The following is a 24,261-nucleotide window of genomic DNA, read 5'->3' on the forward strand; positions in this document are numbered from 1 at the left end:
TTCCATGTGTGGCGCCAGTTTGCTGGGCTTGGGTGTCATCTGCGTGTAGCCTTGTTCGGGGCGGCGATCGAGCCGACGGGGTACCTTGCTCCGCGAATGTCCCCCGGCCTGCGGCCTCCTCCTTGATTTCGCTGCGCAAGGCACCCCATCGGCACGCTCGTGTTCAGAGCAGCAGTTGATCAGCTGCACACCAGCAGCGCGCCCAAGTGCGCAGGGCATCGGGTGCTCCCCGCAGCGAAATCAAGGGGGAGGGCGAAGCCCGGAGGACATTCGCGGAGGGGAGTACCCGGTGGCCTGTGCACTCACCCTGAACAAAAGCAACTCAGCCTTCACTGCCACCCATACCGCCGCGCATACCAGCCTTTGACGGTCTGCGTCAGCACCGCATACCCCACCAGCATCGCCACCAGCCACGGGAAGTACGCCAGCGGCAGCGCCTGCAGCTTGAAGTAGTGCGCGAGCGGCCCCATCGGCAGCCAGATGCCCACGGCCGCGATCGCCGCACCCATCGCCAGCAGCGGCCAGGCCGCGCGGCTTTGCAGGAACGGGATCTTGCGGGTGCGGATCAGGTGGACGATGAGCGTCTGCGACAGCAGCCCCTCGATGAACCAGCCCGACTGGAACAGCGTCTGGTGCTCCACCGTGTTGGCAGAGAACACGAACCACATCACGGTGTAAGTCAGGATGTCGAACACCGAGCTCAGCGGCCCGAAGAACACCATGAAGCGCCCGAGGTCCGCCGGGTTCCAGCGCTGCGGCGACTTGAGGAATTCCTCGTCCACGTTGTCGAACGGAATCGCGATCTGTGACACGTCGTACAGCAGGTTCTGCACCAGGAGGTGCAGCGGCAGCATCGGCAGGAAAGGAAGGAACGCGCTCGCCACCAGCACCGAGAACACATTGCCGAAGTTCGAGCTCGCGGTGAGCTTGATGTACTTGAGCATGTTGGCGAAGGTGCGGCGGCCCTCGACCACGCCTTGCTCCAGCACCATCAGGCTCTTTTCCAGCAGGATGATGTCGGCCGACTCCTTGGCCACGTCCACCGCACCGTCCACCGAGATGCCGATGTCCGCTGCGCGCAGTGCCGGCGCATCGTTGATGCCGTCGCCCATGAAGCCCACCACATGCCCGTTGGCATGCAGCGCGTGAACGATGCGCTCCTTGTGCGCGGGCGTGAGCTTGGCGAACACCTGATGCTGCTCGACCAGCACGCGCAGCTCGTCGTCGCGCAGGTCCTCGATCTCGCGGCCAAGCACGATGTGGCCGGCTTCGATGCCCACGTCGCCGCAGACCTTGCGCGTGACCAGTTCGTTGTCGCCCGTCAGCACCTTCACCGCCACGCCGTGCTCGGCGAGCGCGCGCAGCGCGGGCGCGGTCGATTCCTTCGGCGGATCGAGAAAGGCCACGTAGCCCAACAGCGTGAGCTCCGATTCGTCGGCCACGCTGTAGGCGGCCTTGCGTGCTTCGGCGGCCAGTGTGCGGCTGGCCACGGCCACCACGCGCAGGCCCTGGGCGTTCAGCTCCGAGGCCACGCTGTGGATGCGCGCGAGCAAGTCCGCATCGAGCGCCAGCACCTCGGCGCCGCGCTCGACCGACGTGCACACCGACAGGATCTCCTCGAGCGCACCCTTGCAGATCAGCAGGTGCTCGCTGCCGCCGTTCTCCACCACCACCGACATGCGGCGGCGCGAGAAGTCGAAGGGCACCTCGTCGATCTTGCGATAGGCCGTCTGCAGCCGCGTCTCGGGTTGCATCTCGGCGTGGTTCAGCACCGCCTTGTCGAGCAGGTTCTTCAAACCTGTCTGGTGAAAGCTGTTCAGGTAGGCGAGTTGCAGCGCGTGGTTGGAGCCTTCGCCCCACGCGTTGGTGTGGCGCTCCAGCACGATGCGGTCCTGCGTCAGCGTGCCGGTCTTGTCGGTACACAGCACGTCCATCGCGCCGAAGTTGTGAATGGCCTCGAGGCGCTTGACGATCACCTTCTGGCGCGACATCACGACCGCGCCCTTGGCGAGCGTGGCAGTCACGATCATCGGCAGCATCTCGGGCGTGAGGCCGACCGCGATCGACAGCGCGAACAGCGCGGCTTCCCACCAGTCGCCCTTGGCCACGCCGTTGATCACCAGCACCAGCGGCGCCATCACCAGCATGAAGCGGATCAGCACCCAGCTCACGCGGTTGATGCCGGCCTGGAAGGCGCTGGTGCCGCGGTCAGTGGCCGTCACGCGCTGCGCGAGGGCGCCGAAGAAGGTGCGGTCGCCGGTGTGGACGATCAGTGCGGTGGCGGTGCCGCTGATCACGTTGGTGCCCATGAAGAGGAGGTTCTCGCGTTCGAGGACACCCGCTTCATGGTCACCACGGTCGATGGCGAACTTCTCGACCGGCATCGCCTCGCCCGTCAGCGCGGACTGGCTGATGAAGAGGTCCTTGGCCGTGAGCAGCCGGCAGTCGGCCGGGATCATGTCGCCGGCCGAGAGCGCGATCACGTCGCCCGGTACGAGGTCGCGCATCGGCACCTCGACGCGCACCGTGCCCGCGTGCGTGGCATCGAAGCCCTCGTCGCCCGCAACGCCGGCCTTGCGACCCGGCGCGGGCCGCAGCACCGTGGAGGTGTTGCTCACCATCGCCTTGAGCCGGTCGGCCGCCTTGTTGGAGCGCGACTCCTGCAGGAAGCGCAGCACCGTCGACAGCACCACCATGCTGCCGATCACGAGCGTGGCCTTCATGTCCTCGGTCACGTACGAGATCAGCGCCAGCACCGTGAGCAGCAGGTTGAACGGATTGCGGTAGCACTGCCACAGGTGCGTCCACCACGGCAGCGGCTGCTCGTGGCGCACCTCGTTGCTGCCCAGGCGCTTGCGCAGCACCTGCGCGTGGCCTTCGCTCAGGCCTTGCGGCGAGCTGTTGAGCTTGACGAGCATTTCACCGGCATCGGTGCGCGATGCGGTGGCCAGGGCCTTGGCGATGTCGGGCGGCATCGCGACCGAGGTCACGCCAAGGGGCTTGGAGCCCAGCAGCGTCTGCCAGCGCTCGAAGTGATGCAGCATGTGGCGGCTGCGCAGGAAGCTCTCGAAGAGGGACTTCAGGACGTTTTTTTTCATTTTGTTTTCTCCTTGATGAAGGAATCGATAGAGAGACGGATCGATCGATCGGGTCAGCGCGCGAAGGCCCAGGTGAAGCCCAGCGTCCACCATGCGGGCGCATCGGCGCGCAGGCCGCGTGCGCGGCTCAGGTCGACGCTCAGCGCCTCGACCGGCGTCCAGCGCACGCCGGCGCGCCATGCGTTGCCGCCGCCTTCGCGAAAGCGCTCGGCAACGAACGAGATGGAGGGCAGGGCGCTCCATTCAATGGCCGTGCCCGAATGGCTGGTGCTGGGTTGGGCGCGATGGAAGTCGCGACCCAGGTTGATGTGCGCGCGCCAGCTCTCGTCGATCTGCCAGGTGACGGGGATCACGATGCCGCTGCTGGCGAAACGCAGCGCGGTGGCGCGCGTGTCGCCTTGCCAGCCGGCCGCGGCGAGCACGCCGGCGCTCAGGTTGTCGTCGATTGCAAAAGCCCACTTGACCTGCGGGCCGGCGCGCACGGTGCGGCCTTCGCCGGCGCGTTCGCGTTCCAGGTTCAGGCCGAGTTCGACCGCGCCGATCCGACAGGCCGGGCCAATGTGCAGTAGGTCTTGCGCGTTGCTCGCGTGCCGATCGGTCCAGGTCTCGACCTGGCACTGGCCCGCATCGAGGATCGCGGCGTCGTCCACCGAATGGTGTCCACCGGCGGCATGCGTCTGCGTTGCCGCGAGGCCGCAGAGGTATGCCGCCCAGAGGCGCAGCGACGTGGGCGTGGGACGGTGAGGATAGTGGCGGGGTGCGGTGAGGCGGTCGGCCGTGGCCGTTCGCCGCACGACACGCCGCAGGCGTTCGCGGGTCATGGTGAGGTTCTCCTTCGGGTGCGGCGCCCGCGAAGGAAGAACCTCCCGCTTCAATCAGCCGGCAGGCATCCTTCGCAGCATGGCGCGCTGCGTTGTGGTGGGCATCGATGGATGGGGCGCGCTACGGCGCCAGAGAGGGTCTGGGTCCATGGTGGCCTCCTTGTGATCTGCGGTGCGGTCCGGTGTGCGAGCGCGTCAGCGTTGCACTGCGCGGGGCGGTTGCTCGAGCAGCAGGAAGAAGCTGCGGATGCGCCGCGTGGTCCAGAGCGCGGCAGCCCGGTCGAGCGTTTCGTTCTCGGCGTCCTGCGCCGTCGCTGCGCGCGCAGGCACGTGCGCCGACGGGCGAACGAGCTCCTGCATCGGCTGCGGTTGCTGCTGCTGACGAGTTTGAAATTGACGCATGACAAGGCTCCTTCGTGGGGAAGGGCCTCGCGCACGGACACGCAAGCTGACTGAAAAAGTCAGTGACGGAGAACGACGGGATTCGGAAGGGGAGAACCGCTGGCCTGAATGGCGAACGGGTCACGCTGCGTGCACGGCGGCCACAGCGCGAAAGAGCCTGCGCTAGAGGGCCGGAAGTGTCACGCCTGCCGAGGCACGCGTCTTCTTGTCACTGATCCAACTGGCACTGTCCACGCACGGGGCTCCGAAGTAAAGATGCAGGATTGTTGCACCGCGTCACAATGAGCGTCAACCTTTTAGCGCATGTCCTGCAATGCCAGCAGGGTCGTTATCGCCTCGTTGTTGCGATTTCGCCTCGGGCCGCGCGGCAACCTTTCAACCGGCTTTCATTTCGATGACCCAACCCGCCGTTCTCTTCATTTGCACCGGCAATATCTGCCGATCTCCTACTGCTCACGCGCTCCTGCTGCACAAGGCCAGCCTTGCACGCCTTTCCGTCGATGTCGACAGCGCCGCCATCTCCGACGAGGAACGCGGCAACCCGCCCGATCCGCGTTCGATCGCCGAGGCACGCCGGCGCGGCATCGAGATGCCTGCGCACTGCGCGCGCCAGGTGCGTGCCGGCGACTTCGAGAACTTCGACTGGATCGTCGGCATGACGGCGCAGCATTGCGCCGCGCTGCGTCGCCTCGCGCCCGCGGGCACCGCTCACAAGGTGCACCTGCTCACCGATTTCTCCGCGGATGACGAAGGCGATGTGCCGGACCCTTGGTACGGCGGCCAAGAGGCTTTCGTCGAAGCCTTCGATCTGATCGATCGCGGCGTCGACGGCTTGCTCGCGAAACTCCAGGCCAAGGCCCGTTGAGCGGCTACTCGCAGAGCGCGCGAATGGTCGGCGGAATCGGCACCGCGCGGATGCCGCCGCCTTCGCGCTTCGCAGCGAAGATCCGAACCTCTTCGCATTCGAGGATCAGGTCTTCGCCGCGCGTCACGCGGTAGGTCTGAACGAAGCTCTTGTCGCGCCACTCGGTGATGCGCACCGCGATCTCGAGCGTGTCGCCGTAGCTCGCGGCCTTCACGAAGCGCGTGTGCGTGTCGACCAGCGGTGTGCCGATCACGCCGAGCGTCTTCGTGGTTTCTTCCCAGCGCGGCACGCCGCACCCGGCGAAGAAGTTTCGCGAGGCCGCATCGATCCAGCGGAAGAAGTTGGGAAACCAGACGATGCCGGCCGGGTCGCAGTCGCCGAACTCGACGCGTGCGGTGTAGACGATTTCCTTGTGTGTGCTCATCAGCCCATTCTCGTCGGCAGCCACAGCGCGATGACCGGGAATGCGATCAGGATCACCAGGCGCACGATGTCCGTCACGATGAACGGCAGCACGCCCTTGAAGATGGTGGTGAAGCTCACGTCCTTCACCACGCTCTTGATGACGAAGACGTTCATTCCCACCGGTGGATGGATGAGGCCCAGCTCCACCGTCATCACGATGATCACGCCGAACCAGATGGGGTCGAACCCCAAGTGCACGATCACCGGGAAGATGATGGGCACCGTGAGGATGATCATCGCCATCGCGTCCATCAGGCAGCCCAGCACCAGGTACATCAGCATGATGAGCGCGAGCACGCCGTAGCGGCCGATGCCCAGCCCAGTGAGGAACTCGGTGAGCTTCTGCGGGCTCTGCGTGATGGTGAGGAAGTAGCCGAACAGCAGCGCGCCGATCAGCACCGTGAACACCGCCGCCGCCGTTCGCGTGGCCGAGAGCAGCGCCTCGCGGATCTTCGGGCCATCGAGCTTGCGCCTGACCAGGCCCAGGATGAACGCGCCGCTCGCGCCCACGCCGCCCGCTTCGGTCGGCGTGAAGAAGCCGCCGTAGAGCCCGCCGATCACGAACACGAAGAGCACCAGCGGCGCCCACACGTTGCGCAGGTCCTTGAAGCGTTCCGACCACGGTCTGACTTCGCCGCCGGGCAGCCAGTCGGGCCTGAGCTTCACGATGATCGCGATGGTCATCACGTACATCGCCATCGCCAGGATGCCCGGCACGATGCCCGCCATGAAGAGCTTGCCGATGTCCTGCTGCGTGAGGATGGCGTAGACCGCGAGCACGGTCGAGGGCGGCAAGATCGCGCCGAGCGTGCCGCCCGCGGCGATCACGCCGGTGGAGAACGACTGCGGGTAGTTGAAGCGCCGCATCTCCGGATACGCCACCGCCGAGAACGTGGCGGCCGTGGCTACCGACGAGCCGCAGATCGCGGCGAACCCGCCGCAGGCCACGACGGTGGCTACGCCGAGGCCCCCGCGCAGGTGGCCGATCATCGAGTTGGCCGCCTTGAACAGCTCGCGGCTCACGCCCGACACCGATACCAGCGCGCCCATCAGCATGAACATCGGAATTACGCCGAAGGTGTAGTCGGTCACGGTGCGCATGGAGGTCTGGCCCACCAGCTTCAGCGCGGGACCTGGGCCCACGAGGTAGCTGTAGCCGGTAACGCCGACGAGGCCCATCGCCATGCCGACCGGCACGCGTAACAGCATCAATGCGAAGAGGGCGACAAAGCCCAGGATGGCAACTGCATCGGCGCTCATTCATCGGCTTTCTGTTCAGCGTGGACTTCTTCGAGCTGTTCGGGGTGAAAGATCAGCCGGTACGTGCGGATCGCGATCAGCAGCACGGCGCACACGTCGCCTGCCCAGGCCACCGCATAAAACGGCCAGGTGGGAATGTTCATGTCGTAGGTCAGCACGTTGTCCACGTAGGTGCCGCGCACCTTGTCGAACAGCATCGCGGTCTGCACCGCCACCACGAACAGCAGCACCAGCGTGGCGAACACGTCGATCACGCGCTTCATGCGCGGGCCTGCCGCGGCCCACACCAGGTCGACCGTGATGTGGCCGCCCCGGTAGCTGGTGGCCGCGATGCCCCAGAAGATCAGGATGCCCAGCAGCATGCGGCCGAAGTCGTAGGCGTCGGGGATCGAGGTGTCGAAGAACTTGCGCAGCACCACGGCCACGAAGATGTTGAGCGCGACGATCCCTACAAAAATGGCGGCGAGCCATTCGATCGTATTGATCGCGCGGTCCATGTAGCTGGCGGACCGGGCAGCCATTGGTCAGAGCGCCGACTTGTTCTTGGCGAGGCTGGCCTTCAGGGCATCCATCACCGTCTTCGGGTCTTCGCCCACCTTCTTCACGCTTTCGGCCCATTGCGCTTCCGACGGCGCGGCCGCCTTGCGCCACGCATCGAGCTGGTCCGGTGTGAGCTTGTAGACCTCGTGGCCCGACTGCGCCGCGATCTTCGCGCGCCCGCCGAATTCGAAGTCGGCCCACGGCGCTGCCACCTTCTGCGCCCATTCGCTGGTGCAGTGGTCGTCGATCACCTTCTTCTGCCCGGCGGACATCGCGTCGTACTTGCCCTTGTTCATGACCCAGACGAAGGGCGTGACGTAGAGCGGCGCATCCATGTGGTACTTCACCACCTTGTCGATGCCGAAGAGGCCGATCGATCCCCACGGGAAGGTGATGGCATCGGCCACGCCGCGCTCCAGCATGTCGCGCGACTCGGGCGCCGAGGCCTGCACGTTGGTGCCGCCCAGCGAGGTGATCAGTTGGCCCACGGTGCTCGTGGCCGGGCGCACCTTCAGGCCCTTCACGTCGGTGGGCACCACGATCTTCTTGCGCGAGTGGAAGGTGCCGGGGTCGTGCACGAACGCGAAGCAGTACTTCACGTCCTTCATTTCCTTGGCCGCGTAGTTGCGGTACCAGGCGTCGATGGCGGCCGAGCCTTCCTTGCCGTTGGCGAACAGGAAAGGCAGCGACGCGCCCGCCATCACCGGAAAGCGGCCCGGCTGGTAGCCCGGGTTCACGTACGAGAAGTCGGCAATGCCGTCGCGCGCCATGTCGTAGTGGTCGAAGGCCTTGCCCAGCTGCTCCGACGGAAACAGGATCGCGGTGAGGGTGCCGTTCGATGCCTTCTTGATGTCGTCGGCCCAGGCCTGCAGGGCAGGGTTGAGCGGGTGCTGCGCGGGCACCCAGCTCGACAGCTTGAGCTGCACCGGCTTGTCCTGTGCGAGGGCCGGCGCGGCAAGCGCTACGCAGAAACCTGCGGCGGCGAAGCCGAGCGCACGGGTGCGAAAGCGGATGGCGGAAGGGGTCTGCATGTCTTGTCTCTCTTTCTGTGTTGTGAATCTTCTGGAGCGCCGATGCCGGCAACGAGGGAGCAGCCTGGGATGCGATGGCAGGGTCAGTCGGCGGCGATCTTCCTTTCGCGAATCAACGCACCGAAGCGCTGCGAATCGGCGGCGGCGCGCTGCTGGAAGTCGGCCGGCGAGCCGGGCACCGCCTCGCCGCCGAGCGACGCGATGCGCTCCTTCACCGCCGGCAGCGCGAGCGCGCGATTGATCTGCGCGTTGAGCTGCGCCACCACTTCCGGCGGCGTGCCGGCGGGAGCATAGAAGCCGAACACCGTGTCGGCATCGAAGCCGCGCAGGCCCGCCTCGTCGAGCGTGGGCACCTCCGGGAAAAGCGGCGAGCGCCGCGGGCTGCCGACCGCGAGCAGCCGCAGCTTGCCCGCGCGTACCTGCTGCAGCGCGATGCCGGGATCGAAGCTGTAGTCGACCTGGCCCGCGAGCAGGTCCTGAAGCGCGGGAGCCGCACCCCGGTACGGCACGTGCAGAGCGAAGAGCCCGGCCTGGCTCTTGAACATCTCGCCCGCCAGGTGCGGCGAACTGCCGTTGCCCGGCGAGCCGTACGAGAGTTTTCCGGGGTTGGCCTTGGCGTAGGCGATGAACTCCTGCACGTTCGAAGGCGGCAGCGAAGGCTTGGTCACCAGGAACACCAGCACCCGCGCGGCGGCGGCCACCGGCACGAGGTCCTTGGCCGGGTCGAAGCTCATGCGCGCGTAGAGGTGCGGGTTGACCGACACCATGCCGCCCGAACTCATCAAGAGCGTGTAGCCGTCGGCCGGTGCGCGCGCTACCGCCTCGCCGCCGACGTTGCCGTTGGCACCGGCGCGGTTCTCGATCACCACCGGTTGTTTCAGCGCTTCCTGCAACGGCTGCGAGATGGCGCGCGCGATCTGGTCGGCCGCGCCGCCGGGCGGGAAGTTGACGATGATCTTGATCGGCTTGGTGGGCCAGGCGCTGGGGCCCGTGTTGGCCTGCACGTGCACGCAGACCAGCAGCGCTGCGGCGGCGGTTGCGAGCGCCAACCGGCGTCTGAAGGGGAATGGCGTTGATGTCATGGCGGTTGTCTCTGATGTCGTTATGGATTCGTGAGCCGGGGGTCAAGCGGCCTTGGGGGGCGGCCGTTTCATCCAGCGAACGGGCTGCGCTACCACCGGCCGCGGTGCGGCGCCATGGCGCACCAGCGCTGCATCGAGCGCCTTGCCGCCCTCGTCGGCCAGCGCTGCCTCGCGCGCCGCGGCAATCGCTTCCGCGCGAGCCGGCACAGGCAGCGCCGGATTCGCGGCGAGTGCGTCGATCACATGCAGCAGGTTGTGTTTGCCGCGCTCGTTGGTGCTGCCATAGCCCTTGATGAGCCGGCCGCACAGCGCAAGCTCGTGGCCCAGCGCCCAGCTGTCGCGCGTGCCGGCTTCAACGGCCGCAAGCCAGCGTTCGATCAGCGCTTGTTCCTCGGCGAAGCGGCTGCCGCGGCGGCGCAGCCACTTCAGCGACGACAGGAGCCGCAGCGACGCCATGCCGAAGACCGAGTGACTGCCTACCTTGAGCGGCAACGCCCAGGGCTCCCGGCCGCGCGCCTGCCGGCCGCGGTCCCACGCGGTCACGCGGCGCGACAGCGCGGGCGGCAACAGCGCGGCGAACTCGGCGGCACCGGGCTTGAAGTGGTCGTAGACCTTCACGATGTCTTCGTCGGTGGCGCGCACTTCCTGCCGCACGCGCTGCGCGCGGCTCGCGCGGCCCTTGAGCGCGGCCACGCGCACGATGTCGTCGAAGGCCATCCACAGCGCGAGCCAGCGCGCGGCCTCGCGGGTGATGGCGAAGCCGTGTGCGCCAGCGGGATCGGCCGCGCGCTCGGCATCGAGAACCTTGCCCAGGCGCTCGGCGTACAGCGTCGCGTAGGCGGCGTCCTGGTAGTCGAGCACGCGAGCGTGGCCGAGCGTGAGTATGTCGTGCACGGCGGGCGGAAAGCGCCGTGCCAGTTCATCGGGCAGCGCGCGTGCCGGTGGCGGCGCATCGGCGGAGTCGCCGGCCATCACGCTGTTCACGAAGGCGGCCTGCGTGCGCGGCGCACTGACGGCGTCGAAGGCGGCCGCGAAGCCTCGCAGGCTGGCGGCGGCCATCTTGCCGAGCTTCTCGGGCGCGCTCGTGTCGCCGCCGCGCACCACACGCTCGTAGGCGTCGCGCGGGAACGGGAACAGGCCGCTGCCCGCGATGGCGCCGAGCATCACCGCGCTGACCACGGTGCCGGTGTCGCGCGCGATGGCGTTCATATCGAACACGTGGTGCTCGCGGCTGAAGGCTTTCACCACGTCGACCAGACGCTGCGCATCGGCGCGCCCGTCGCCGGGCTCCATGCGCTCGGCGGTGGTGAAGATGCGCGCTGACGAGCTGATGACCAGCGTGCGCAGCGGTGCGCTCATGCCGTTGCCGATCTGCCGCGCGGTCTCGAGCAGTTCCGAAGAGACGATCGCATCGAGCGCGCCCGGCACCGGGCTCAGGCTGAACACCGGGCGCCTGCCGCCCAGTTGCGCGAGCGGCACGGGGAACACCTCGATGTAGTACGTGGTGGCGCCGGTGCGTTGCGCGACGCCGGGAATCGAGGTGCTCTGCGCGGCGTAGCCGGCATGGCGGGCGATGTCCACCAGCCATTCGGTGAGCACGCCGCCGCCTTCGCCGCCGAGGGCGCAGACGAGGAGGGTGGTGGGACGGTTCTGTTCCATGGAGCGGCTCATGCGGGTTGCAGTGCGCGAACGACCGCGCCGCGCAGCGAATGCACGATGCGCTCGTGCCACTTCGGGTTCTGCACCACCTCGGCGCGGTAGAAGCTCGGGCACAGCGTGGCTGCGTGCGCGTTCGCGCCGCAGAGGCCGCAGCCCACGCAGCCGTCGATCACGGTGGCGACCGGGTCGATCTTCAGCGGATCGGGGTTGTCCTTGAGCGTGAGCGTCGGGCAGCCCGAGAGGCGGATGCACGCATGGTCGCCGTTGCACACGTCTTCATCGACGCCGTACTTCACACGCACCACGCGTTCGCCTTTCTTCAGCAGGCCGGCGATCCACGGCTTGATGCGGCGCTGCCGCTCGAGCTGGCACTCGCCCTCGGCGATCACCACCTTCAGGCCGTTGAAGTCGCTGGTGAGCGCTTCGGTCAGCGTCTTGCGCATGCGCTCCACATCGTAGGTGGTCACGGTGCGCATCCACTTCACGCCCAGGCCGGTGAGCGTGGCCTCGATGGTCTGGTTCTTGTCGACCAGGCTCTGCTGCTTGTCGACGGCGCGCTCCTTGGTTTCGTCGTCGGGCGTGGAGATGATGTCCTGCGTGCCGGTGGCCGAGGTGTAGCCGTTCTTGAAGATCAGCAGCACCGCATCGTCGTCGTTGAAGAGCGCGCTCTGCACGCCGGTGAGCAGGCCGTTGTGCCAGAAGCCGCCGTCGCCCATGATCGACAGCGTGCGGCGGTTCATCATCGGCGCGACACCCGCGCGGCTCGCGAGGCTCATGCCGTAGCCGAGGATCGAGTGGCCCATCGAGAACGGCTCGAAGGTGCCGAAGGCGTGGCAGCCGATGTCCGCGGCGATGTGCACTGGGCCGGTTTCCTGTTGCGCGAGCTTGAGCGCGGAGAACACCGGGCGCTCGGGGCAGCCGATGCAGAAGCTCGGCGGGCGGTTGGGCAGCGGCGCGGAGAGCTGGCGCGCGACGGCCTCGCGGCGCTCACGGTTGCCCGCGAGCCACGCCTGTGCGGACGACAACGCTTCGCCGGCCTCGATGTACTTTGCGGCGAAGGTGCCGATACCGCCCGACAGCACCTCGACGCCGTACTCGCCGGCCGCGGGCAGCACGTCCTTGCCGTGCAGCGGCGTCTGGATGTCGCGCCGGCGCAGGAGCGTGGCGATGTCCTGCTCGATGTACTCGGGCTGGCCTTCTTCCACCACCAGCACCGCGCGCTTGCCCACGCAGAAGTCAGCCACCTGCTCGGGCACCAGCGGGTAGGTCACGTTGAGCACGAGGATCGGGATGTCGGTCTCGCCGAACGCATCGGCCAGGCCTTGCTGCTGCAGGCTGCGGATCAGCGCGTTGTAGAGCCCGCCCTGCACCACGATGCCCAGGTCTGCATGCCGGTGGCCGGGCATCAGCTCGTTGAGCCCGTGTTCGACGATGTAGCGCCGCGCCGCCGGAATGCGCTCGTCGCCCTTGAGCTTCTCGTGGCGGAAAGTGACGGGCGGGTGCGCGAGGCGCATGTAGTCGAAGCCCGCGGGCTCGGTCATCAGTGCGCGCGTGGAGACCGCGGGCGCGACGTTGTCCTTGCACTCGAAGCTGCCGCGCACGTGGCAGGTGCGGATGCGCAGTTCCATGAGGCACGGCATGTTCGAGGTCTCGGAAAGGCGAAAGCCTTCTTCGACCATGCGCACCATCACGCCGAGGTCGGGCCGCGGATCGAGCAGGCACATGCTCGACTTGAGCGCATAGGCATGCGTGCGCTCCTGGATCACGCTCGCGCCTTCGCCGTAGTCCTCGCCCACCACGATCAGCACGCCGCCGGTCACGCCCGGCGAGGAGAGGTTCGACAGCGCATCGGCCGCCACGTTGGTGCCGACGATGGATTTCCAGGTGACAGCGCCGCGCAGCGGATAGTGGATGGAAGCGCCGAGCATCGCCGCGGCCGAGGCCTCGTTCGAGCACGCCTCGACGTGCACGCCCAGCTCGTCCATGTAGGCCTTGCCCTGGACCATCACGTCGAGCAGGTGCGACACGGGCGCACCCTGGTAGCCGCCCACGTAGGCCACGCCCGACTGCAGGAGGCCCTTGGTGATGGCGAGGATGCCCTCGCCGTGAAAGGTGTCGCCTGCGCCTAGACGCAGCATTTCCACTTCCTTGCTGAATGAGACTTCCAAGAGATTCGGCTCCGATGTTGATGGTTTGGGGATGCGACGGGTACGCGGCGCGCTGCGCTCCGCATCGCGCATTCGCAGATGTCGTACGGCGGTGTTACTTCGGTGGTGGAGGCTTCGCGGGCGCGGCGGGAAAGCGCGCCACGTAGTAGGCGAGCGTGTCCAGGTCCTCCGGCGCGATGCGGCTCACCGCCTCGCCCATGGCCTGCGTGTAGCCCGGGCGCTTGCCCGTGCGAAAGCCGTGCAGCGTGAGCTGCAGGTAGTCTTCATGCTGCTGGCCGATGCGCGGCACCTGCTGGCCGCCGCTCAGGTCGGCGCCGTGGCAGATCACGCAGCGATGTTCTTGCGCCAAGGCCTGGCCGCGCGTCATGCGCGCGGCATCGGGTGGTGCGGCGGCCGGCGGTGCAGGCACCGCGGGCAGCGTGGCGATGTAGTCCGAGAAGCCGCGCAGGTCGGCGTCGGTCATGGTCTTGGCCACTGCGGTCATTGCCGGGTTGTCGCGCCGGCCTTCTCTGAAGAGAAAGAGCTGCGTGATCGCATAGAACGAATGCTGACCCGCGAGCACCGGCGTGCCCGCCATGTCGCTGCGGCCGTTCGCGCCGTGGCACGAGGCGCACAGGGATGCGTAGCGCTGCGCATAGCTGGGCTGAGCCGATGGAGCAGGCTTCGTGCCCTGCGCAACCGCCGATGACAGCGCCACCGCCATGAAGCCTGCTGCTATCGCTTTCGCAATGACGCCAGCTCTCTTCATTTGCCGCCGTAGCTGATGCGGTAGATCGCACCGGCGTGGTCGTCGCTCACGAGCATCGAACCATCCTTCAGCACGAGGAAGTCCACCGGCCGGCCGAGGTAGGTGTTGTTCTCGACGAAGCCGGTCATGAAGGGCTCGACCTTCGCGCCGCCCTTGCCGTCGGGCCAGGCGACTGCGATGTCGGCGTACTTGGTGGTGCGGTTCCACGGGCCGTGGCGCGCGATGAACATCGCGCCGCGGTACTTGGCCGGGAAACTCTTGCCGTTGTAGAAAGTCAAGCCCAGCGCCGCGGCGTGCGGGCCGAGCAGGGCCGCGGGCTTCTGGTAGTCGTCGCAGCGCTTGCCCCAGCCGAATTCCGAATCGAGGATGTTGCCCTGGTGGCAGTACGGGTAGCCGAAGTGCTGGTCGGGCTTGGTCACCACGTTGAGCTCGTCGTTGGGCAGGTCTTCGCTGAGCCAGTCGCGGCCGTTGTCGGTGAACCAGAGGTTGCCGGTCTTCGGGTCGAAGTCGAAGCCCACCGTGTTGCGCACGCCGCGCGCCACCGTCTCGATGCCGCTGCCGTCGGGGTTCATGCGGAAGATGCGCGCATGCGCATCGTCGGGCTCGCAGAGGTTGCAGGGCGCGCCGACCGCGTAGTAGAGCTTGTCGTTGTGCATGCGCAGGTACCGCCAGCTGTGGTCTTGGCCGCCGGGCAGCTTGTCGTTGAGCACCACGGGCGTGCCGGGGTTGTCCAGCTTGTCCTCGATGCCGTCGTAACGCACGATCTGCTTGTGTGTGGCCAGGAACAGCGCGCCCTTGTAGAACTCGATGCCGGTGGCGAATTCGGTCTTGTCGATGATGGTCTTTGGCTTGCGGTCGCCCTTCTCGGCAATGGCATAGACCTTGTTGCCCACGAACAGCGTGCTCACGAAGACCGTGCCCTTGGCGCCTTGGCGCAACTCGCGCGCATCGAGCACCCCCGAGGCCCAGGTCTCGACCTTGAAGCCCGGCGGCAGCTTGAACTTGGCGGTGGGCAACTGGTCGGGCGCGGTGGGAATCGGGAAGGAGGGCACCGGCGCCAGGCGCGTGGCCGCTTCGTTCTTCGGCCGGCCCTTGGCCCAGCCCGGCTCCTCGGCGGGCGGCTGCTGGGCCCATGTGGCGGCGGATGCGAAGAGCAGGGCGGCGAGGGCCGCATGCAGACGGAGTCTGGCCATGTCGTGTCTCCTTCTTTTTTCGTGGGGTGTTCCAACGGGCCGACTGGGAGGTCGGCTGAAAACCGCTCGCCAGTGTGCGTGCCGCAAGGTTTGCCTTCAATAAAATAATCAAGCTAAGTAATATGAATGGCATGCATATCGACTCGGTCGACCTCAACCTGCTGCGCCTGTTCGATGCGGTCTACCGCGAGCGCAGCGTGAGCCGCGCCGCGGAGTCGCTGGGCCTCACGCAGCCCGCGGCAAGCCACGGACTGGGACGGCTGCGGCTGCTGCTGAAAGACGCGCTCTTCACGCGTGCCCCCGGCGGCGTGGCGCCCACGCCGCGCGCCGACCGGCTCGCGGTGGCGGTGCAGGCGGCGCTCGGCACGATCGAAGCGGCGCTGCACGAGCCCGACCGCTTCGAGCCGCAGGTGTCGCGCAAGAGCTTTCGTATTCACATGAGCGACATCGGCGAGGGGCGCTTCCTGCCCGCGCTGATGGCGCGGCTGGGCGAGCTGGCGCCCGGCGTGCGGCTGGAGACCCTGCCGCTGCAGCCGGCGGAGGTCGCCCCCGCGCTCGACAGCGGCCGCATCGATTTCGCCTTCGGCTTCTTGTCGAACGTGCGCGACACGCAGCGCATACATCTCCTGAAAGACCGCTACATCGTGCTGCTGCGCAAGGGCCATCCCTTCGTGAAGCGGCGGCGCAAGGGGCAGGCGCTGCTCGAGGCACTGCAAGAGCTCGACTACGTGGCGGTGCGCACGCACGCCGACACGCTGCGCATCCTGCAACTGCTCAACCTCGAAGACCGCCTGCGCCTCACGACCGAGCACTTCATGGTGCTGCCGGCCATCGTGCGCGCCACCGATCTCGCGGTGGTGATGCCGCGCAACATCGCGCGCGGCTTTGCGGAGGAGGGCGGCTACGCGATCGTCGAGCCGCCGTTTCCGCTGCGCGACTTCAGCGTGTCGCTGCACTGGAGCAAACGCTTCGAGGGCGATCCGGCCAATCGCTGGTTGCGGCAGGTGATCACGGCGTTGTTCTCCGAGCGCGGCTGACGCGGCGCGCTCGATAACCAAAGTACGCGCACGCGTGATGTGCGGGTGCGCGACTTCGCGAATAGCACGCCGAGGATGCCCCTACAACTTCCCCACCAAGTTGCTGCATCGCAACATTCTTTTGGGGTGCATGACACGCGAAATACGATGAAAGCCTTCGATTCCGAATGCCGCGATTCAGGTCGCAACTTCGGGATGAAATCTTTCGCGCTCAAAGACGCTCGTGAAATGTTTTCTCCCCAAAAACCGTCATTGAAAGTGTTGCAACCACTTGTACAGTGGACTGGCAATGTGAACGGATTGTTACCGCGGAGCACCGGCATTTCTCCTTGAGCGGCAGGTGCACGACGCGTCCATTTCACGCGCACATGCATCGTTGCCAATTTCACTCAAGACCTGGAGAAGTGCATGAGTACCGTCGATCAGCTGGGCCGCACGGCCCCCCTCACCTCGGGGCAGATGGCGATGTGGCTCGGCGCAAGGTTCGCGTCGCCCGACACCAATTTCAATCTCGCCGAAGCCATCGACATCGCAGGCGAGATCGACCCCGCGATCTTCCTGGCGGCCATGCGACAGGTGGTCGATGAAGTCGAGGCCACGCGCCTGAGCTTCGTCGATACCCCGCAGGGGCCGCGACAGGTCGTCGCACCCGTTTTCATCGGCGAGATTCCCTACCTCGACCTCAGCGGCGAGAGCGATCCGCAGGCCGAGGCCGAGCGCTGGATGCATGCGGACTACACCCGCAGCATCGACCTTGCGCACGGGCAGCTGTGGCTGTCCGCGCTGATCCGCCTCGCGCCCGATCGCCACATCTGGTACCACCGCAGCCACCACATCGCGCTCGACGGCTTCAGCGGCGGCCTCATCGCACGCCGCTTCGCCGACATCTACACCGCAATGGTCGACAACAACGCAGCGGTGCCCGAAGACTCGCGCCTTGCACCGATCTCGCAGCTGGCCGAAGAAGAACATGCCTACCGCGAGTCCGGCCGCTTCCCGCGCGACCGCCAGTACTGGACCGAGCGCTTCGCCGACGCACCCGATCCGTTGAGCCTCGCCTCGCACCGCTCGGTCAACGTCGGCGGCCTCTTGCGCCAGACGGTGCACCTGCCGGCGGCCAGCGTGCAGGCCCTGCAGACCATTGCGCAGGAGCTCGGCACCACGCTGCCGCAAATCCTCATCGCCACCACCGCGGCCTACCTGTACCGCGCAACGGGCATCGAGGACATGGCGATCGGCATCCCCGTCACTGCGCGCCACAACGACCGCATGCGCCGCGTGCCCGCGATGGTGGCCAACGCGCTGCCGCTGCGCCTCGCGATGCGCGCGGACCTGCCGATTCCGGAGCTGATCCGCGAAGTCGGCCGGCAGATGCGGCAGATCCTGCGGCACCAGTCGTACCGCTACGAGCACCTGCGCAGCGACCTCAACATGCTGGTGAACAACCGGCAGCTCTTCACCACCGTGGTCAACGTCGAGCCCTTCGACTACGACTTCCGCTTTGCAGGCCATGCAGCCAAGCCGCGCAACCTCTCGAACGGCACGGCCGAGGATCTCGGCATCTTCCTGTACGAGCGCGGCAACGGGCAGGACCTGCAGATCGACTTCGATGCCAACCCCGCGGTGCACACCGCGGAGGACCTGGCCGATCACCAGCGCCGGCTGCTCGCTTTCATCGACGCCGTGATCCGGCTGCCGTTGCAGGCCGTCGGCCAGATCGACCTGCTCGGTGCCGAAGAGCGCCAGCAATTGCTGGTCGAGTGGAACGACACGGCCCACGCGGTGCCCGACACCCACCTCACCGCGCTGATCGAAGCGCAGCTCGCCGTCAACCCTCAAGCCATCGCACTGCGCTTCGACAGCGAGGCGATGAGCAACGAAGAACTGAACCGCCGCGCCAACCGTCTCGCGCACCTGCTGCGCGCACGCGGCGCCGGCCCGGAGCGCACCGTGGCGCTCGCGATCCCGCGTTCGATGGAGCTGATGGTCGCCTTGCTCGCCACGCTGAAGACCGGTGCGGCCTACCTGCCGGTCGACCCGGACTTCCCGCAGGACCGCATCGCCTTCATGCTCGGCGATGCACAACCGGTATGCCTCGTCACGAACGAAGCCCTCGCGGAATCGCTGCCGAAAGCTGCCCCCACATTGCTGCTCGATGTGGCGCAAACGATTGCGGATCTGGCGAGTTGCGCCGACACCAACCCCGACATCGCGATCGACCCTTCGCATCCGGCCTATGTGATCTACACCTCGGGCTCGACCGGCATGCCCAAGGGCGCGATCGTGTCGCACCGCGCCATCGTCAACCGCCTGCGCTGGATGCAAGACCGCTACGGCCTCCAGGCCGACGACCGCGTGCTGCAGAAGACGCCCTCGAGCTTCGACGTGTCGGTGTGGGAATTCTTCTGGCCGTTGATCGACGGTGCCACGCTGGTGCTTGCGAAACCCGGCGGCCACAAGGATGCGGCCTATCTCACGGGGCTGATCGCGGAGGAGGGCATCACCACGATCCACTTCGTGCCGTCGATGCTCGAGGTCTTCCTGCTCGAACCCACGGCTGGCGCATGCACCACGCTGCGGCGCGTGATCTGCAGCGGCGAGGCCTTGTCGCCCGCGCTGCAATCGCAGTTCCAGCAGCGCCTCTCGTGCGAGCTGCACAACCTCTACGGTCCGACCGAGGCCGCGGTCGATGTCACCTCGTGGGAGTGCGAACGCATGGACGACGCAGAAGCCTCGAGCGTTCCCATCGGCCGCCCGATATGGAACACCCAGATGCACGTGCTCGACAGCGGCATGCAGCCCGTGCCGGCCGGCGTGACCGGCGAGCTGTACATCGCGGGCGTCGGCCTCGCACGCGGCTACCTCAAGCGCCCGTTGCTGAGTGCCGAGCGTTTCATCGCCAACCCCTACGGCGCACCTGGCAACCGCATGTACCGCACCGGCGACCTCGCGCGCTGGCGCAAGGACGGCAGCCTCGACTACCTCGGCCGCGCCGACCAGCAGGTGAAGATCCGCGGCCTGCGCATCGAGCCGGGTGAGATCGAATCGGCGCTGCTGCAGCACCCGCAAGTCGCGCAGGCTGCCGTGATGGCGCGCGAAGACGTACCGGGCGAAAAGCGTCTCGTGGCCTACGTTGTTGCGACGGACGCTGCCGATCCGCAAGCGGCCGAATTGCGCACGCATCTCGCGCAATCGCTGCCCGAGTACATGGTTCCGTCGGCCTTCGTCAGCCTCCCGTCGCTGCCGCTCGGCCCGAGCGGCAAGCTCGACCGCAAGGCATTGCCACCGCCCGAGGTGCAGGCCGCCACGCCATACGCCGCGCCGCGCACGCCGACCGAGAAGATCCTTGCCGGCCTTTGGGCGGAGACGCTGCACCTGCCGCGCGTCGGCGTCAACGACAACTTCTTCGAACTCGGCGGGCACTCGCTGATGATCGTGCAACTGATGTCGATGATCCGGCAGCAGTTCATGATCGACCTGCCGGTCGACACGCTGTTCCAGGTCTCCACCATTGCGGGCCTCGCCGAGCTGCTCGACCAGGAGTCGGTCGCGCGCCCGAGCCTCGTGCCGATGCCGCGCCCCGCGCGCATTCCGCTGTCCTTCGCGCAGCGCCGCCTGTGGCTGATGAACCAGCTCGAAGGCGCGAACCCGGCCTACAACATGCCGCTGGCCTTGCGCCTGTCGGGGGTGCTCGACCGCGCCGCGCTGCATGCGGCGCTCGGCGACCTGGTGCAGCGCCATGAAAGCCTGCGCACGGTCTACCCGAACGAAGACGGGCTGCCGTACCAGCACATCCTGAACGGCGTGGATGCGCGACCGGCGGTGACCGAGGCCGACAGCAGCGAAGAAGAAATCGCCGCGCAGCTTCATGCCGCTGCGGGCCATGCCTTCGATCTCGGCAGCGCGGCGCCCTTGCGCGTCTACCTGTTCAAGCTGGCCGCCGACGAACACGTGCTGCTGCTGCTCACGCACCACATCGCCGGCGACGGCGCTTCGCTGCTGCCGCTGGCGCGCGACATCAGCGTGGCCTACGCGGCGCGCTGCGAAGGCAAGGCGCCGGGCTGGGAGCCGCTGCCGCTGCAATACGCCGACTACGCGCTGTGGCAGCAGGAGCTGCTCGGCAGCGAAGACGATGCCGAGAGCATGGCCGGCCGCCAGCGCGAGTTCTGGCGTTCTTCGCTGAGCGACCTGCCCGAGCAACTGGCCCTGCCCGTCGACCACGCACGGCCGCTCGTGCCTACCTACCGCGGCGACGTGGTCCCGCTGCAGATTCCGTCGCATGTGCATGAACGCATCCTGCAACTGGCGCGCGATGGACAGGCCAGCGTCTTCATGGTGTTGCAGGCGGCGCTTGCAGGCCTCCTGAGCCGCCTCGGCGCGGGCGACGACATCGTCATCGGCAGTCCGGTCGCCGGGCGCAGCGACCATGCGCTGGACGAGCTCATCGGCTGCTTCGTCAACACGCTGGTGCTGCGCACCGACACCTCGGGCCAGCCGAGCCTGCGCGAGCTGGTCTCGCGCGTGCGCGCCACCAACCTCGCGGCCTATGCGAACCAGGAGTTCCCGTACGACCGCCTCGTGGAGCTGCTGCGTCCGGGCCGCTCGCGCGCCAACCTGCCGCTGTTCCAGGTGATGCTGGGCTTCCAGGGCACGAGCCGCCTGTCGTTCAGCCTGCCGGGCCTGTCGATCACGCCGCAGCCGGTGGCCATCGACACCGCGAAGTTCGACCTGTCGTTCATCCTCGGCGAGCAGCGCGGCGCCGATGGCCTGCCGGGCGGCATCTCCGGCGGCATCCAGTACAGCACCGACCTGTTCGAGCGCAGCACCGTCGAAGCCATGGGCGCGCGGCTGGTGCGTTTGCTGGAAGAGGCCTGCGAGGCGCCCGACGATGCGGTGAGTGGCCTCGCCATCCTGAGCGCGGAAGAAACCGACCGCCTGCTGTCCGACTGGAGCGGCCACACGCGCGACCTCGCTCCGCTCTCGTTCGCTGCGATGGTGGAGGCGCACGCCGCGGAGCGCCCGCATGCAGATGCAGTGGTGCTCGATGACGCGACCGTAAGCTATGCCGAACTCGATGCACGCGCCAATCGGCTCTCGCACCTGCTGCGCGCACAGGGCATTGGCTGTGGCTCCATCGTTGCGACAGTGCTGCCGCGTTCGCTCGATCTCATCGTGGCGCACCTGTCCATCGTGAAGGCCGGCGCGGCCTACCTGCCCATCGACCCCAACCACATGGCCGCGCGCAGCGCCTTCGTGTTCGAGGAGGCCGCACCCGCCGCGGTGCTGACGCACGACGCGCTGTTGCCCGAGCTGGCCGGCGTTCCCCGCTGCATCGCGCTCGACAGCGACAGCATGGTCGCCGCACTGGCCATCCAGTCGGATGAGCCGCTTGCGCAAACAGCCGCGCCCGGCGATGCCGCCTACATCATCTACACCTCCGGCTCCACCGGCGTGCCCAAGGGCGTGGTGGTGCCGCATGCGGGCCTGAGCAGCCTCGGCACGGCGATGGCGGAGCGGCTCGTCATCGACCACGACTCGCGCGTGCTGCAGTTCTCCTCCAGCGGTTTCGACGCGTCCGTGATGGACCAGCTGATGGCCTTTGGCGCCGGCGCCGCGCTGGTGGTGCCGGGGCCAGAGCAACTGCTCGGCACGGAGCTGGCCGACCTGCTCGAGCAGCAGGCCGTGAGCCACGCGCTGATTCCGCCCGCCGCGCTCGCGACCCTGCCGCACGGCGAGTTCCCGCACCTGCGGACGCTGGTGGTCGGCGGCGATGCCTGCACCGCCGCGCTGGCGGCGAAGTGGTCGCAAGGCCGCCGCATGATCAACGCCTACGGCCCGACCGAGATCACCATCTGCGCGAGCATGAGCGCACCGATGACCGCCGAAGAGCTGCCTTCCATCGGCCAGCCGATCTGGAACACGCGGATGTATGTGCTCGACAGCGCCCTGCAAGCGGTGCCGCCGGGTGTCGCGGGCGAGCTCTACATCGCCGGCAGCGGCGTCGCGCGGGGCTACCTCAACCGTCCTGCGTTGAGCGCGGAACGCTTCATCGCCGACCCGCACGGCGCGCCCGGCAGCCGCATGTACCGCAGCGGCGACCTCGCACGCTGGCGGGCCGACGGCACGCTCGATTTCCTCGGCCGCGCCGACCAGCAGGTGAAGATCCGGGGCTTCCGCATCGAGCCGGGCGAGATCGAATCCGTGTTGCTCAAGCACCCGCTGATCACGCAGGCCGCCGTGATTGCCCGCGAGGACGTGCCCGGCGAGAAGCGCCTGGTCGCCTACTTCGTCGCCGGTTCCGAGCCGCAGCCGACCGAGCTGCGCGCCCACATGGCGCAGGCCCTGCCCGACTACATGGTGCCCTCGGCCTTCGTGCGCCTGCCGTCGCTACCGCTCACGCCAAGCGGCAAGCTCGACAAGAAGGCGCTGCCGGTGCCCGACCAGCAGCCCGCCGCGCTGTATGTGGAGCCCCGCACGCCCACCGAGAAGCTGCTTGCCGGCCTGTGGTCCGAGACGCTGCACCTGGAGCGCGTCGGCATCCACGACAACTTCTTCGAGATCGGTGGGCATTCGCTCATGGCCATCCAGCTGGGCATGCGCATTCGCCAGCAGGTGCGCGCGGACTTCCCGCACGCCGAGGTCTACAACCGCCCGACGATCGCCGACCTGGCCGCCTGGCTCGACAACGAAGGCGGCACGGCCGAGGCGCTGGACCTGTCGCGCGAACTCGACCTGCCCGCGCACATCCGCCCGCAGGCCACCGCACCGAAGCTCGCGTCGCGGCGCGTGTTCCTTACCGGTGCCAGCGGTTTCGTCGGCAGCCACTTGCTGGCCGCGCTGCTGCGCGACACCGCGGCCTGCGTGGTCTGCCATGTGCGTGCGCCCGACGAACAGGCCGGCGAGCAGCGCCTGAAACGCACGCTCGCCGAGCGCCAGCTCGGTGCGATCTGGAACGACGCGCGCATCAAGGTCGTCACCGGTGACCTCGGCAAGCCGAACCTGGGCCTCGATGACGCCGCCGTGCAACTGGTGCGCGACGGCTGTGATGCCATCTACCACTGCGCCGCGCAGGTCGACTTTCTGCACCCCTACGCGAGCCTCAAGCCCGCGAACGTCGACAGCGTGGTCACGCTGCTCGAATGGACGGCGCAGGGCCGCGCGAAGAGCATGCACTACGTCTCCACGCTCGCAGTGATCGACCAGAACAACCAGGAAGACACCATCACCGAACAGTCGGCGCTGGCCTCGTGGAGCGGGCTGGTCGACGGCTACAGCCAGAGCAAGTGGGTCGGCGATGCGCTGGCCCGCGAGGCGCAGGCGCGCGGCATGCCGGTCGCGATCTACCGGCTGGGCGCGGTCACCGGCGACCACACGCACGCGATCTGCAATGCCGACGACCTGATCTGGCGCGTGGCGCATCTCTATGCCGACCTGGAAGCGATTCCCGACATGGACCTGCCGCTGAACCTCACGCCGGTGGACGACGTGGCGCGCGCCATCCTCGGCCTTGCGGCGCAAGAGGCCTCGTGGGGCCAGGTGTTTCACCTGATGAGCCAGGCGGCGCTGCGGGTACGCGACATTCCGCACGTCTTCGAGCGCATGGGCATGCGGCTGGAGCCGGTGGGCCTGGAGCCCTGGCTGCAGCGCGCGCATGCGCGGTTGGCCGTCGCGCAGGACCGAGACCTCGCCGCCGTGCTCGCCATCCTCGACCGCTACGACACCACGGCCACGCCGCCGCAGGTGAGCGGTGCGGCCACGCATGCGCAGCTCGAGGCCATCGGCGCGCCGATCCGCCCGGTGGACCGCGACCTGCTGCAGCGCTACTTCGTCGACCTGGGCATCGACACCAAGGCGCGCCGTGCCCTGGAAACCACCACTTCATAGGAGCAAAC

Annotated in this window: 16 protein-coding genes; 4 read left to right on the forward strand and 12 right to left on the reverse strand. The window is 67.6% G+C overall.

The window, feature by feature from the left end; translation table 11 throughout:
• Positions 1 to 329 precede the first annotated feature (329 nt).
• The 3 genes from mgtA to ACSFA7_RS12220 form a co-directional block, all read right to left on the reverse strand.
• Positions 330 to 3,098: a magnesium-translocating P-type ATPase gene (gene mgtA / locus ACSFA7_RS12210; protein WP_435499604.1), complete on the reverse strand. Its 2,769-nt coding sequence runs from the start codon at positions 3,096 to 3,098 to the stop codon at positions 330 to 332.
• Positions 3,099 to 3,151: 53 nt separating this feature from the next.
• On the reverse strand, positions 3,152 to 3,919 hold the full coding sequence (locus ACSFA7_RS12215) for a hypothetical protein (protein ID WP_435499605.1): 768 nt from the start codon (positions 3,917 to 3,919) through the stop codon (positions 3,152 to 3,154).
• Between the two features lie 195 nt (positions 3,920 to 4,114).
• The gene (locus ACSFA7_RS12220; protein WP_435499606.1) at positions 4,115 to 4,321 is read right to left on the reverse strand and encodes a hypothetical protein; all 207 of its coding nucleotides are present in this window, start codon (positions 4,319 to 4,321) and stop codon (positions 4,115 to 4,117) included.
• Between the two features lie 394 nt (positions 4,322 to 4,715).
• Here ACSFA7_RS12220 and ACSFA7_RS12225 point away from each other — a divergent pair, with 394 nt between their 5' ends.
• Entirely contained in the window at positions 4,716 to 5,186 is a 471-nt protein-coding gene (locus ACSFA7_RS12225) for a low molecular weight protein-tyrosine-phosphatase (RefSeq protein ID WP_435499607.1), read from the forward strand.
• A gap of 4 nt (positions 5,187 to 5,190) precedes the next feature.
• Here ACSFA7_RS12225 and ACSFA7_RS12230 read toward each other — a convergent pair whose 3' ends face one another.
• The 9 genes from ACSFA7_RS12230 to ACSFA7_RS12270 form a co-directional block, all read right to left on the reverse strand.
• Positions 5,191 to 5,610 (reverse strand): acyl-CoA thioesterase, encoded by a 420-nt coding sequence (locus ACSFA7_RS12230; RefSeq protein ID WP_435499608.1) that lies wholly within the window; start codon positions 5,608 to 5,610, stop codon positions 5,191 to 5,193.
• A complete protein-coding gene (locus ACSFA7_RS12235) occupies positions 5,610 to 6,911 on the reverse strand; it encodes a TRAP transporter large permease (RefSeq protein ID WP_435499609.1) in 1,302 nt (433 codons plus the stop codon). The genes ACSFA7_RS12230 and ACSFA7_RS12235 overlap by 1 nt, the downstream gene beginning before the upstream one ends.
• Positions 6,908 to 7,432, reverse strand: a complete 525-nt coding sequence (locus tag ACSFA7_RS12240) for a TRAP transporter small permease (RefSeq protein WP_435499610.1) — start codon at positions 7,430 to 7,432, stop codon at positions 6,908 to 6,910. The genes ACSFA7_RS12235 and ACSFA7_RS12240 overlap by 4 nt, the downstream gene beginning before the upstream one ends.
• A gap of 3 nt (positions 7,433 to 7,435) precedes the next feature.
• Positions 7,436 to 8,482 carry a TRAP transporter substrate-binding protein gene (locus tag ACSFA7_RS12245; RefSeq protein ID WP_435499611.1) on the reverse strand — a complete coding sequence of 349 codons (1,047 nt, stop codon included), beginning with the start codon at positions 8,480 to 8,482 and terminating at the stop codon, positions 7,436 to 7,438.
• Positions 8,483 to 8,565: 83 nt separating this feature from the next.
• The gene (locus tag ACSFA7_RS12250; protein WP_435499612.1) at positions 8,566 to 9,564 is read right to left on the reverse strand and encodes a Bug family tripartite tricarboxylate transporter substrate binding protein; all 999 of its coding nucleotides are present in this window, start codon (positions 9,562 to 9,564) and stop codon (positions 8,566 to 8,568) included.
• Between the two features lie 42 nt (positions 9,565 to 9,606).
• Positions 9,607 to 11,223, reverse strand: coding sequence for an indolepyruvate oxidoreductase subunit beta family protein (locus tag ACSFA7_RS12255; RefSeq protein ID WP_435499613.1), 1,617 nt, complete (start codon positions 11,221 to 11,223; stop codon positions 9,607 to 9,609).
• An 8-nt stretch (positions 11,224 to 11,231) separates the two neighbouring features.
• Positions 11,232 to 13,391 (reverse strand): thiamine pyrophosphate-dependent enzyme, encoded by a 2,160-nt coding sequence (locus ACSFA7_RS12260; RefSeq protein ID WP_435499614.1) that lies wholly within the window; start codon positions 13,389 to 13,391, stop codon positions 11,232 to 11,234.
• Positions 13,392 to 13,485: 94 nt separating this feature from the next.
• The gene (locus ACSFA7_RS12265; protein WP_435499615.1) at positions 13,486 to 14,139 is read right to left on the reverse strand and encodes a c-type cytochrome; all 654 of its coding nucleotides are present in this window, start codon (positions 14,137 to 14,139) and stop codon (positions 13,486 to 13,488) included.
• Positions 14,136 to 15,332: a PQQ-dependent sugar dehydrogenase gene (locus tag ACSFA7_RS12270; protein WP_435499616.1), complete on the reverse strand. Its 1,197-nt coding sequence runs from the start codon at positions 15,330 to 15,332 to the stop codon at positions 14,136 to 14,138. The genes ACSFA7_RS12265 and ACSFA7_RS12270 overlap by 4 nt, the downstream gene beginning before the upstream one ends.
• Positions 15,333 to 15,454: 122 nt before the next feature.
• Here ACSFA7_RS12270 and ACSFA7_RS12275 point away from each other — a divergent pair, with 122 nt between their 5' ends.
• From ACSFA7_RS12275 to ACSFA7_RS12285, 3 genes are all read left to right on the forward strand, one after another.
• On the forward strand, positions 15,455 to 16,369 hold the full coding sequence (locus tag ACSFA7_RS12275) for a LysR family transcriptional regulator (protein WP_435499617.1): 915 nt from the start codon (positions 15,455 to 15,457) through the stop codon (positions 16,367 to 16,369).
• A 147-nt stretch (positions 16,370 to 16,516) separates the two neighbouring features.
• The gene (locus tag ACSFA7_RS12280) at positions 16,517 to 16,702 is read left to right on the forward strand and encodes a hypothetical protein (protein ID WP_435499618.1); all 186 of its coding nucleotides are present in this window, start codon (positions 16,517 to 16,519) and stop codon (positions 16,700 to 16,702) included.
• 75 nt (positions 16,703 to 16,777) lie between these two features.
• Positions 16,778 to 24,253: a non-ribosomal peptide synthetase gene (locus tag ACSFA7_RS12285; RefSeq protein ID WP_435499619.1), complete on the forward strand. Its 7,476-nt coding sequence runs from the start codon at positions 16,778 to 16,780 to the stop codon at positions 24,251 to 24,253.
• Positions 24,254 to 24,261: the final 8 nt, after the last annotated feature.

The sequence above is a fragment of the Variovorax trehalosi genome, from assembly GCF_051216415.1.
GTDB lineage: Bacteria > Pseudomonadota > Gammaproteobacteria > Burkholderiales > Burkholderiaceae_C > Variovorax.